11 protein-coding genes are annotated in these 12967 nt (G+C 53.3%); all 11 read right to left on the reverse strand.

Features of this window, described 5'->3' with window-relative positions; all coding sequences use genetic code 11:
• Nucleotides 1-5: 5 nt before the first annotated feature.
• A complete protein-coding gene (locus tag AB1724_06315) occupies nt 6-839 on the reverse strand; it encodes a class I SAM-dependent methyltransferase (protein MEW6077403.1) in 834 nt (277 codons plus the stop codon).
• 40 nt (nt 840-879) lie between these two features.
• Complete coding sequence (locus tag AB1724_06320) at nt 880-1911, reverse strand: hypothetical protein (GenBank protein ID MEW6077404.1); 1032 nt, start codon at nt 1909-1911, stop codon at nt 880-882.
• Between the two features lie 7 nt (nt 1912-1918).
• Nucleotides 1919-3031, reverse strand: coding sequence for a hypothetical protein (locus AB1724_06325; GenBank protein MEW6077405.1), 1113 nt, complete (start codon nt 3029-3031; stop codon nt 1919-1921).
• A 19-nt stretch (nt 3032-3050) separates the two neighbouring features.
• On the reverse strand, nt 3051-3980 hold the full coding sequence (locus AB1724_06330) for a class I SAM-dependent methyltransferase (GenBank protein ID MEW6077406.1): 930 nt from the start codon (nt 3978-3980) through the stop codon (nt 3051-3053).
• A 21-nt stretch (nt 3981-4001) separates the two neighbouring features.
• On the reverse strand, nt 4002-4748 hold the full coding sequence (locus AB1724_06335; GenBank protein ID MEW6077407.1) for an FkbM family methyltransferase: 747 nt from the start codon (nt 4746-4748) through the stop codon (nt 4002-4004).
• A 139-nt stretch (nt 4749-4887) separates the two neighbouring features.
• Nucleotides 4888-6132 carry an ABC transporter ATP-binding protein gene (locus tag AB1724_06340; protein MEW6077408.1) on the reverse strand — a complete coding sequence of 415 codons (1245 nt, stop codon included), beginning with the start codon at nt 6130-6132 and terminating at the stop codon, nt 4888-4890.
• A 6-nt stretch (nt 6133-6138) separates the two neighbouring features.
• A complete protein-coding gene (locus AB1724_06345) occupies nt 6139-6960 on the reverse strand; it encodes an ABC transporter permease (GenBank protein MEW6077409.1) in 822 nt (273 codons plus the stop codon).
• Nucleotides 6961-7080: 120 nt separating this feature from the next.
• Complete coding sequence (locus AB1724_06350) at nt 7081-7638, reverse strand: winged helix-turn-helix domain-containing protein (GenBank protein ID MEW6077410.1); 558 nt, start codon at nt 7636-7638, stop codon at nt 7081-7083.
• A gap of 128 nt (nt 7639-7766) precedes the next feature.
• Nucleotides 7767-8972: a glycosyltransferase family 4 protein gene (locus tag AB1724_06355; protein MEW6077411.1), complete on the reverse strand. Its 1206-nt coding sequence runs from the start codon at nt 8970-8972 to the stop codon at nt 7767-7769.
• A complete protein-coding gene (locus AB1724_06360; GenBank protein MEW6077412.1) occupies nt 8969-10507 on the reverse strand; it encodes a tetratricopeptide repeat protein in 1539 nt (512 codons plus the stop codon). The genes AB1724_06355 and AB1724_06360 overlap by 4 nt, the downstream gene beginning before the upstream one ends.
• The gene (locus tag AB1724_06365; GenBank protein MEW6077413.1) at nt 10504-12696 is read right to left on the reverse strand and encodes a hypothetical protein; all 2193 of its coding nucleotides are present in this window, start codon (nt 12694-12696) and stop codon (nt 10504-10506) included. The genes AB1724_06360 and AB1724_06365 overlap by 4 nt, the downstream gene beginning before the upstream one ends.
• Nucleotides 12697-12967 lie beyond the last annotated feature (271 nt).

Consider the following 12967-nt stretch of genomic DNA (forward strand, 5'->3'; position numbering starts at 1 on the left):
GCATCTCACGTCGACAAACGCGCCCGGGTTAAAAGATGCCACCCCAACTCTTTTTCCAATTCCGCCAGTTGTTCATCACTGACCGTCGCCCAAGCCGCATCCTTGACATATTTATAATTCTTGTAAGCGGTCACATCCCAGGTAAAAATATGGGCCTTTCGCATTTCGAGAATTTCAAAGCCGGTCAGCAGCGTTCCGACTTCATTGAAAGTATAGGTATAGGTCACCGGGCAGCCGGTCTGCGCCTCGGAGTTCCGGGCGATCAACTCATCCAGGCGGCCCATATCCCAGATCCCTTCCTCCTTCATGATCCAGAAAAGTTTATAACTGGCTTTGCTGTAAAGCATCAGCCGCAATTCACTGTGGCCGGCCATATATTTGCGGATACAGCGGATAACGTTTTCCGGGCAGGGCGTGTGGTGAATCACGCCGAAAGAGTAAACCAGATCATACGGTTCAACCGGGACAAATCGATCGAGCGTTTCGCTGTTCCCGCAAAAAAACTTCACCCGATCGCTGAGGTTGTATACTTCCGCCCGTTTCCGCGCCATCCGCAGCGATTCCTCCGACAGGTCGACCGCCGTCACCTGCGCCCCGGCCCTGGCAAAGTTGATGGTATCCGTGCCAATACCGCATCCGATCTCCAGCACCCGTTTCCCCCGCCATTTGAGGAACTCGGCAAACCCCGGGATATGGGGCTCGACAAAATACTTGCGGGTTTCCACCTCATCGAAAAACTCCCTGGTGCCGGGCGATTTGTCGGAATGGCGGATATTGCAGGGCCGGGCGTCCCAGTAGTCCCTGACCTTTTCAATCGGCACTTTTGTGAAACTCGACATCGCGCTCTTCACTCCTCTACTGTTTCATACCGGATCCGGTTCATCGCGGCGCCACGATCCGCTCGACCAAGGGCATATCGACCAGTCCCCAGCGGTCATCCTTGTTGAAAAAAATCGGTGCCTTTTCTTTTTTCATCTGGTTGACCCATGTCAGGTACTGACTGTAATCCAAACGGGTGATGCCGGCTTTTTCCAGCCGCTCCTCCATCATCAGGCCGCCGATCCCCGGTGTCCAGCCCGAACCCGGGTCATGCTCGATATGATAAATCCGCATCGGATCTTTTAAACACGTTTCCCGCGCGCCGGCAAAATGCGCCGCGTGACAGAGCAGGCCGTCAAGATAATATGAAAAGATCTCCATCTCCGGATAGCCGCGCACTGCCTGCCATTTGTCTCTGGACAGTAAAGTAAAATCCCCGCAGGCATTCGTATGCAGGGAGGGCGCGAGCCAGGCGAATAAACGCTTGAGCCTCCCCTTTAACGATTGATTGGCGGGATGGACCGGGACGGTCTTCCCGCCTTTGATTTCAAACGTCCCGCCGTTCCGGTACATACGGGTGACATGTTTGCGGCACCAGGCCAGCTGCTCGGGAACGGTCAACCCGGCGGGGAGATCCGCCGTCACGTCGTATCGGTCAACCCGGTACATCCGGTCGGTTCTCAACTGACCGGATGCCAGCGTTTGCATCAGTTCGTCGGAAAACAGAATATCAATGTTGGTCGCCAGGACAAACGACCCATGCGCCCGGCGGACTCCCGCGTTCTTGGCGATCATCTGGAATAACGGCAGTTTGTCCGAATTTTCAAACCGTCGGTGCACCGTCTCCGGAACCTCGATGAACCGCACCGCGCACCGTCCCGTATTCTCCGGCCATCGCAGCGCTTCAAACAATCGCGGGCGTTCCGGTGCCGGGTTCCATTCCACGACAATCAGTTCCGCGTCCAGGCAGTGGCGGTTGCATTGCGCGATAAGGGCATCCGTAAAAAGCTGCATCCGAAACAGGAGATTGCCGCCGTGATCATCATTACGCGATGCCACCACAAAAGAGATATAGGGTGAAGATACCGCCATTTTCCTGTTAAGCCCCTATCCGGGTTTCGGGCAACTCCTCGCTCGCCAGGCCCCAGTCCTCGGTATTGTAGATCAGGCGTTTCCCCTCCCGGCTTGCCCGGAACGCCCGGCCAAGCATCAGCTTCATATCCAGCATGGGAATACCCGCCCTGGCAATTCTTTCGTAAAGCAGCTCCTGTCCCTCGGGGGTATACCCCGAACCGATATCGTGCTCGATATGGTAAATCCGCAGCGGGTCTTTTAAAACTTTCTCACGCACGCCGGCAAGATAAAGGGCATGAAGCAGATGGGAATCCAGATGCATGGAAAACCCTTCCCATTCCCAGTATCCCCTTACCGCCTGCCAGGAAGCGGCATCCGTCAGGGTAAAATCACCGCAGGCGTTCATATGCAGGCGCGGATAATTTCCGCTTTTCATCAACCTGATCCAGACCTTCACAAAAGACCTCAAGTACCGGATCGCCCACAACATGACATTTTCTTTCAACCGCCGCTGGTAGCGCAGATTATGCAGGAGAAACACAAGGTAAGGGAGCGGGGTCAGCGGATGCTGGGCCCAGCGGTCCTCGCCGGTGACGAGATTGCGCGAGCAATATCGTCCATGTATCCGCAGGACATGCCAGCGGCAGTAGGTCAGCAGACCGTCCATCGTCATGTCGGGAGGAATATCGCCATACACATCAAAACGATCGATCCGGTAGACAAAACCCGGTTTGAGGCGCCCCAGGCGGATGGACCGCATCAGTTCGTCCGAAAACAGGATGTCGATGTTGGTCGCCAGTATGAACCGGCCCCGTGCCCTTCGGATGCCCACGTTCTTGGCGATCATCTGGAACAAGGGGAGCCGGTCCGAATGCCGGAACCGGCTATGAATCGCCTCCGGCACCTCGACAATCCGAACGGTACAACGGCCGGTACCCGAAGGCCATCGCAACGCTTCTGACAACCGCGGCCGGTCCGCCGGCGGGTTCCACTCCACCAAGATCAATTCGGCATCCAGGTCGTGACGGTTGCACTGGGCGATCACACCATTGACAAAAAGCTGCATCCGATGCAGCAGGTTGCCGCCATGGTCATCGTTTCTGCTGGTGGCGACGATCGACAGTGTTTTCAAAACCATATTTCTCCTGTGTTGCCTCTTATTTCCTGATACCGGCCAGGATCCAGCTCGGGTTTATCCAGAATAGATCCGCCATTTGAGGCGCAAGCCAGTCATGTATTTCACTCACGGCATCGTAGACGCCCCGGACGGATTCGAATGTTTCATAAACCTCCTTGACGGGGCAGAAATCATGCCACATCACCAGACCGCCAGGGCGCACCAGGCTCAAGGCTTTCCGCGTATCGCTGATCACGACCTCCCGGGAATGTCCTCCGTCTATCAGCACTGAATCGAAAAATCCTTCCGGATAGTTGGATATGTCCCAATCTCTGCTGTCGCAATAAATCTGGCATACCCTTTTCCCGAGTTGCTTTTCCAGATACAGCCTGCCGATCATCCCGATGGCGTCCGTCTGGCAGCCGGCTCCGCTGAAAAGCTTCCTTTTAACCCATAACGGGATATGAGTCGCCCAGGGAGGAAAAAAGCCATGCATCAGCGGAATCACCTGATAGGAATAGTCGCCGTCAGCCCGGGTTTCGCCCTCCGGCAAATTGATTGTCCAGACAGTCGCGCCGCACTCTTCCAGGCAACACATCACGCCCGTACCCTGCCAGGTGCCGAATTCAAGATGCCGTTGTGGCTTGAAATGGCGATAGAGATATCTGAATATGGGCGCGTCATCAATCTCCATTTGCCATTGGGTTAATATTTTATTTTGCGCGTCTGGAGAACTTTCAAACGGAGGATGAAATTCAAATTGCCTGTGCAAGTTGGTTACCGGTAGCGACCGAATGTCTATAGGCCTGAAAAGAGGCCCAACCCCCGCCGGGTTGTTTTTCACATCGTGCAACTCTTTTAATCTAACGGTAGAGGATTTTCTGTTGCGCAAAGGATTGCTGACAGAAAGAGGATGTTCAAGAACGAATAAAAGGGTATGCTTATCCAAATCTTTAATAAAAAATTTCATGCGAGTGCTGCCCCATATCTTCTATTCAAAATATAGCGTAATTTTTTTCACATCCTCTTTGGAGTCACCTTTTGTCCCCAGCCTTGTAAGAAAATTGTCATAATCCAAAACCAAGGCTTCTTTGTATCCCAACGAAAGAAGCCAGTCCAAGGCCTGCATGTTGGACTGGCCCCTTTTACTTAATGCATGATTCAATTCAACCATAACGTAAGGATTATATTTCAAAAGCGTTCTTTCAGCACCTTGCAACACTTCAAAATCAAATGAATCCACATCAATTTTTATGCAATCTATTCTCGCCAGACAATTCGCATCGACAAAATCGTCGATGGTTGTAAAAACATATTTCTTTTTGTCCGGCCTATCGCCCCAGATTCTATAAAGGCTGTCTATCTTTTCTCCGCTCTGTTTCCCCAAGGCCATTTTTAACGGCATGACATTCTGAATATGATGATATTTTAAATTTTTAAGCAGCATGGAATATGTTGAAGTCGGTTCAAAGGCATAGACATATCCTCGATAAGCCAGACGGGCGAATAATATAGAAAAATATCCTATATTGGCACCACAATCGAAAAGAACCCAATCATCTTTTATGTGATCAACAAACCAGCGTTTAGTCGACATTTCACATTCAGGATAATAATTTTTAAACACCTCATAATATTCTATTAACTCGATCGGGGGATTATCCGGCACATGGGTGGCAATAATTTCTTTTTTACATGCCTTTCTTCTGCCACTCATCCTTATCCACCATTTTCCCATTTCGCTGTCCAGCCGTAATAATCAGTTTCAATTCTTAAATGCGACGATAAACACTGTTGTTTATTTGCTGTCCGGTGCTTTTTCGCCTTAACGTGCCTGGATCTCATCCGGCAATTCGAATTCGCCAGGCGCTTATATACTATTCCACATTCCACTTTAATATTGGGCGTAGAATCTCTTCTCCTATGCTATCAACAGTTGGATTAATAATTTCAAAAGCGAATCCTTCTTTTAGATGCTGATGGTGGCCAAATTCCGGCGACCAGACACCTATTTCGACATAATATCGCCCTGGAGATAACCACGCACCTGGTATTTGGACCTGTGCGCGATGAGTCCCTTCAAAACAACCAATTTCAGTTCCTCCAAGCGAATCAGAAGTCGCTGCATGCAAAACAACGATATTTCTCGCGTTATGTAATTTAAAGCCCACCCTGAGACCTTTAACCGCATCAACTATCCTGTATTCTAATACAATAGTAAATGTCGTATTATACTGAATATCTGGTCTTATATTATTATCGTCCATGACATATGCCCGCGCTAAGTATGCTTTATTCGGATTTTCGGGCGGATCAAACACCACCTCACCCATTGGGATACTGTTATCAAGTGAATAATGAGAAACAACCAGCGGGACATCTCCCTGTTTAACTATTTTACCGGCATTAATCCAAATAGCACGAGAGCATAACTCCAAAATAGCTGTCATATTATGGCTTACGAACACGACAGTACGACCCTGATTAGTCATATCATCCATCTTGCCCAAACATTTTTTCTGAAAACTCAAATCACCGACCGCCAGCACCTCATCGACAATCAGTATTTCAGATTCCAGATGCGCCGCGACAGCGAACGCCAGTCTCACATACATGCCGCTGGAGTAGCGTTTGACGGGGGTATCAAGAAATTTTTCCACTTCGGCAAAAGCGACGATTTCATCAAACCGCTGTTTGATTTCTTTTTTCGTCATGCCCAGCACGGCACCGTTCAGATAAATATTTTCTCTCCCGGATAGTTCCGGGTGAAAGCCGGTGCCCACCTCCAGAAGACTGGCGACCCGTCCCTTGAGCATAAATCCGCCTTTGGTCGGTTCGGTTATGCGGCTTAAAATTTTCAGCAAAGTGGATTTTCCCGCCCCGTTGCGGCCGATGATGCCCACCCGCTCTCCCTGATGAATCTCCAGGTTGATGTCTTTAAGCGCCCAGAACTCCTCCAGTTGGACGAGTTCCCGGTTCGGGGAAAACGGGTGACGAAGACGCTGGGCCATACCCCGCGCCTTATGCGCTACCACATCGCGCAAGGTCTGATACCGTTCACGCTTCAAGTGACCGATAAGGTAACTTTTGTATAGATGATCGATTTTAATAACGGTAGACATGGGAATTCAGATCACGTCAGCGAATTTTTTCTCGGATTTTCGAAAAAACCATATACCGCCGGCCAAGGTCATCGTTACCACGAACAGAGACAGCAGAAATCCCGGCCAGTATATCTGATAATCACCACCGAGAATTGACCACCGGAAACCGTCAATAACACCCACCATGGGGTTGAGCGAATAAACCAGACGCCACTTCTCGGGGACAATGGAACTGCTGAAACCCACCGGCGAAATATACAGGCCCAATTGCACGAGAAAAGGAATGATGTACCGAAAGTCGCGGTACTTGACGTTAAGAGCCGCTACCCACAAGCCGGGTCCGAGGGCCGCGGCAAAGACAAGTAGAACGAATAACGGCAGCATCAACATACGCGGCCCGGGAGCAAAGCTGTAGCCGATCATCAGGCAGGCAAGAATGGCAAAGGAGATCAGAAAATCAACGAAACTCACCGCCATCGCGCTCCCGGGAATCACCAGTCGCGGAAAATAGATTTTGGATATCATGCCGGCGTTGCCGACCATGCTGTTGCCGACTTCAGCCAGAGATGACGCAAAAAACTGCCAGGGCAGCAGAGCGGCAAAAACCATGATGGGGTAAGGGGACTCGCCGGACGGGAGTTTGGCCAGTTTGCCGAAAATAATGGTAAACACAATCATGGTCAGCAGCGGCCGGATCAGTGCCCAGGCAAGACCGATGATCGTCTGTTTGTATCTGACCAGGATATCGCGCCAGGCCAGAAAATAAAAAAGTTCCCGATATCGCCACAGGTCTTTCCAGTAGGAAATCCAGTTACGGCCGGCGGATACGTAAGTTGATGAACTCATTGGTTAACGATGTCCACACACGGGTTTGATAATTCTCAGCCGCGGAGCAAATCAACAGACAGCTCCGCCGCTTGCGTTACAACCGCATTTACTGAACAACCATTCAGAAACATTCGTTAATTATTGTTTATTCGCCCTTGATGCGTCCCAGATCAGCAGCGACGGACGAGACTGGAATTCTTTCTGAAACGTCTTGAACTCTTCCACCGTCAGTACCAGGTGGCGGATTTTCCGCTTTAAATATCGTTCTGTTTTCCTGCTCAGATCATTCAAGTGAAACGCATCGATATTTCCGACCAGCAGCAAGTCGATAATGCCGGTATCCTTGCCCTGGGCATAATCATCGATCAGGTAGGCTTTTTCCAGGTGGCCCAGCCTTGACAAAATGCTTTCAACCACCTGATCCAGGCCCATGACCTTGCCGACCATGGATTTTAATTCCGGGAAAAGCGGGTGTTCGCTGTTGGCCGCATACAGGACATTACGGCCGTTTTTTTCGGATGTTAGCAGCCCGGTCCTGGTAAGTTGATTCAGTTCCTCGCGGACGGCATTGGTGGAAACCTGAAACTCCTTGGCCAGTTCCCGGAGGTAGGACCGGGTTCCGGGATTAAAGAAAAACCGCACCAGGAGTTTGACGCGGGTTTTAGATGATATGAGTCCGGCAAAAAGCGTATCCAATTATTGTCTCTTTTATGAGTAGTTTTTCTATTCATAACATATTCGAATTTTTTGTCAAGTATTTTCAACACAAGCGCCATCAGCCCCCGGGCAGGGGAAAACGCGAACCCCTCCGCAGGAAGTGGGCCTCATCCAGCTCCAGGCCGCAGCGATTCCAGCAAAGCGATGGTTTTACCGGTCAGGGCGGTCCAGGAATAGTTCTGTTCAATAAAACGCCGGCCATTTTCACCCATCTTCCGGCCTGTTGCGGGGTCTTTCAACAGGCTGAAGATGGACTCCGCCAGGACCGGCACGTCTCCGGCCGGTACCAGTATTCCGTTATGCCCGTCCCTGACCAGATCGGGGATTCCGCCCACGTCACTGGCCACGCAGGGAATGCCGCAGGCCATGGCCTCCATCAGGACCACCCCCAGTCCCTCCGTGTGCCCTCCCCCATCGATGACGGACGGCTGCACAAACACGGATGCCCGGTTATACAAACGCGGCATGTCGCGGTTGGGGATATGTCCCGGTAGAATGACCCGCTCCCGGATTCCCAGATCCGCTGCCCGCTTTTTCAGATTGTCCGTTTCCGGTCCCTGCCCTCCGACAACAAGAACAAATGAAGACCGGTCCTTCAGTCGCGCCGCGGCTTCCACCAGATGGATATATCCTTTCCATTCAATATGCCGGCCCATGGCCAGCACCACCGGCATATGCTCGGGAATGCCCAGATTGGCATAAAAAATATCGGACGAATCGATGGGCTGTGGCCTGAATATGTCCACATCCACACCCGGAGGAAGGATGTCGCAATGCCGGGGATGGTAAAAACGCGTCAGGCGGCTCATGGTATACCCGCTGTTGCAGACCACCCGGTCGGCGTAATTGATGACAAACTTTTCCAGACGGCTGTCGCCGTACCGCTCCTGGCCGTGGTGGATCATCACCACCGCCGGCTTTCCGGTCAGTTTTCCCGCCAGCACCGCGGCCAGACCGGCCAGGGACCAGTGCGCGTAAAGCACATCACGGCCGCGGGCCAGTTTGAGGGCATGAATAAAAAACAGGCCCGTCAGAAACGGCAGTTGAAAGCGGAGCGACGGGTCCGCTTTCATGTTTTCCGGTATGCCGTAGCCATAGCACAGACGCGACTGATTTTCCGGCCAGAAATAAGGAAACCGGCGGACGGGAACACCGTCCATGATTTCAAAACGGCTGGCGTTGTCCTGGAGCGGGGCCAGGATTTCCACGCTTACCCCGGCCCGGTTCAGATGCCGGGCCTGCTCATAAACAAAGGTGCCGGCCGGATCTCCAGGGAAAAGAGGGAAAGAGGTTGTCAGCATCAGCACCTTCATGGTTGATCCCCCCCCTTCCCATGAGCGCTTTCGGATACCGGGCCGCCGATGGCCTTGAATTCGGCCGCCGCTTGTTTCAGGCGCTCGGCCTTGGCCTGATCCATGGTCGCCAGTTTCATGTACATCTGGTCACAACGGGCATTATCGCCCGTCGCGGCAAAGGTAAGGCCCAGATTGTAATAGGGCAGCGGATCATCCGGCTTCAATTGTCCGGCGGTTTCATAAAAGGGAATTGCTTCCGCGAACTCGCCCCGGGACATGAGGGCGATGCCGTAGTTCAGATTCGCCCGAAAGCTGCAGGGGAAATATTGAAGCGTGTGGCCCATGATGGTTTCCGTGTTCCGCCACTTTCGGCATTGATCATGGCTCCTGACGCCCAGCAGCACGACCAGGGCCAGGAAAAGGCCGATCACCCACGTCCGCGGATTTCTGGCGACGACGGCCGCCGAAGCCATCCCGACAACCGCCATGGACAGATAAAGATAGCGATCCGCCACGGTCGACGTCACCTGATAGGCGAACGGCACCAGCCCGGATACCGGGAGGATCCCGGCCGCAAAAGCGGCGGCGAGGGCCAGCCATCGCGGCCGCCGCCGAAGGCCGTAAACAAGTCCTGCCGCGGGCAGCGCCATCAGCAGATACGGATTTTGCCACGACAGGCCGGCCACCCAGGCCGGCGTCCGGCAGTAATCGATGGCCAGTACGTCCGGCCAGACGATTTTGTGAGCATAGAACATCATCGCGTCCAGGGCGATAAGGGGGCGAACAAGCCAGGCATAATCTTTTGCTGCTTCCGCCACCGGCTGGGCGGCGCGGGTGATCGCCATCACGGTCACCCCGATGACAAGCCACGGCACCAGAGGCCCGGCCATTTTCCACGAAATCCGCCGGTCTTTCCATATCATGATAAAAAACACCATGACCGGCACCGTCACCGCCGCAGGCATGGACAGAACCGCCAGGACCAGCAGGACCGTCGAGACGCCATAATTAAGCGCCCTGTTTCCGCTGGATCTACGTTCAAGTCCGAGATAAACGTACATGGCGCCCAGTGCAAAAAAACCGCCGAGAACGCCCTTAAGACCGGTAATCCATGACACCGTTTCCACCTGGACCGGATGAAGCCCGAATATCAGGGCCCCCAGCGCCGCCCCGATCATTGACGAATTTTCAGCGCCGGATTCGTCCTTCCGGGCGGAAACGCGGCGGATAATAAGAAAAAGCAGCCAGCAATTGGCGGTATGAACCAGCAGGTTTAGCAGATGAAACAGACCCGGATCCAGGCGACCGTTAAAAACAGCGATGGAGACCACGGCCGAACCGAACCAGACGGTATACGTCACCGGAATATACAAATTCAAAAAAGGCGCCTTCCAGAAGGACATCAGGTGGCCCACCGCGGGGTTCAGCAGAAGGGCGTTTTCAGACACATTGATGGTGTCGTCATATTTTAAAAAATCAAAAGAGATCACCTGCCCGAAGACAAGGAGAACCGGGATAATGACCGGGAAAAACCAGCGGTGCGGCTTCGTCATGATTCCGTCTCTTTTGATGTCTTGTCAGGTTCATCATGCCGGGTGTCAACTATGACGGAAGGGGCTCCGGCCGTATCGGGGATGACCGCTCGAACCGGAATTCCCGCTCTGGCCCGACTCCGGATCAGCATCAGCGGCCAGATCACCAGAAACAGGGCCCATCCCCCAGCGGACACCGTCAGTCCGGCCTTTATCAACGGTGGCTGATAGATCAGCCTGATTTTATGCCGGCCCTCGCGCAGCGGTATCGCGCGCAGGGCGTAATTGGCCGGCATGATCACATAGTTTTGTCTTGCCGTTTTTTCCAGGGATACGGCCTTCCAGCCCTGGCTGAAGGTGTCCGTTACCACGAGGATAGCCGGTTTCGTCGTGTTCACCGCCAGATCGATGCTGTCGGTGGTGGCATTCAATACGGTGACGTCCCCGGCGGGCAGGCCATCCGAAGGAACGCATGGCATCGGATCCGGTTCCGACTCGAGCACGACTTCCCGCAGCGGGTTAAAGGCGCAGGACGTAATATAGCGCAGAATGTCGTCCCTCCCGCGCATCACCTTGTACTCCCCCGCCAGAAAAGCCCGCGGCAGCGGCGACGGAAGATACGTCACCGCTTTGCTCCCGTCTGGTTTCTTGTCCACGACGGCTTTGCATCCTAACATGGAGAAGACAGGGGACGCCTTTTTAAATGACAGATAATGGCTTGCCCCCTGCGGGTCGTATCCCTGTGATACGGCCATAAGCTCCGCATAACGGCGGCGTATTCCCGGCTGGCTGCCCCATAAATCTCCGACACCATATCTCATCCCCGCGGCAGGCCTGTTGATGTTTAAAATACGCTCACCGGGCTGCAGGGAAGAAGCCACCTGCCGTATATCGGGGTCGAGAGAGCGGTTGATATCGAAATAAGGTTTATAGTGACGGGCAAAAACGACCAGTTCGCCGACCATCATGAAAAAAATAACATGTTTTGCGAACGCCGTCTTACCGGGCGTCATGAACAAAAGGCCGATAATCAAGAAAAGAGCGCCGCCGGTCAGAAGGCCCTTCCGGGCCAGCCACGCGGCGTCGGACAGAAAACGATTCTGGTGATAGTAAAGCTCCGGAAGATACCCTTCCTTTGTTCCCGCGATTCGTCCTAATAATTCTTGCCAGAAACGGCCCGGCATGGCAGCGTCGCCCGGCATCCATAAAAAAAAAGCCCCTATCAGCAGCAACGAGCCGATGCCCATGCAGGCCAGGACAAGCCATCTTTTTTCCCCGGGGTATCCAATACGATCATATCCGGATGCGGCCAGCATGGCCATGAACAATAAAGCCGGGATCATGAACTTCGAACTACCCCGGAACAGATCAAAACCCGGCGCATAGGTATACAGCAGCTTAAACAATGGCGTGTTTTTGCCCAGGGCCAGAGCAATCAGTATGCCCGTCACCGCCAGCCATGCCAGACGCCTGCTCCGGACACTTTCGACCACGCCCGCGACCAGTAAGACAAATCCGGTAACGCTCACAAAAAGGTTCATTTCCCAGATATAGCACCTGCCCCAGTAGGGCAGATGATACATATCCCCGAAAAAACCGGGAATGATCATGGTTAAAAAGTTCTCGGGCGGAAATGAAAACATGGCGGCAAACCGGTAGTACACCCCCTCCCCGCGGATACTGTCCATATTGGCGGCCAGACCGGCGGCCAACTGGACCGCGCTGAGGATACCGCCGATCGAATAAATCACCGCAAGGAACAGCAACAGTCGCCATTTCCTGACATCTCCAGCCACTTTACACACGGCATATAGCCCGGCCGCGACAGCGGTAACAAAAACGGTCTGGGGATGGCCGGCCAGAACCTGGAGACAGACGGATATGGCCCCGACCCCGCCCCATAACGGCCAAGAAGTCCGGCGCTGACTTACCCCTTCTTCCGCCGACCAGAAAGCCCAGGCACCGTCCAGGGCCATCAGGATCGGGACGGCCCATGGCAGGGCGTATATCAGACTCAAATGGCCGGCAAAAACATGCAGATAAGTCGTTCCGCCGAACATGGCCAGAAAACCGGCAAGCAAGGCGGCCGGCGGACTCCTGTCCGAATACCCGGCCCAGAGGTACGTCAACATGCCGAGCAGAAAGACATGAAGAACGATGCTCCAATTGATCGCCGCCGCCAGCGGCAAAATCAGGAACAAACAACTCAACGGATAAAGCAGGGCATCCTGGAATAAGCCCAAAAACGGGACGCCGCAAAATGCGTATGGGTTCCAGAGGGGAAGATTCCCCCGCCGAATTTCCTGGAACGCGAAATATCGCGAATAAACAAATTGATCGGATAAATCCGACCCGAACATTGAAAGAATATACTGGTTTCCGGACAGGAACAAAACGTCCCCGAATAGAGTCAAGACCAGGGCAAGCATCACCAAAGCGGCCAGAAGGGCTGTCGGGCGGGACAGCGCCCGACGGTGTCTT

It is taken from the genome of Thermodesulfobacteriota bacterium (assembly GCA_040753795.1).
Classification (GTDB): domain Bacteria; phylum Desulfobacterota; class Desulfobacteria; order Desulfobacterales; family Desulfosudaceae; genus JBFMDX01.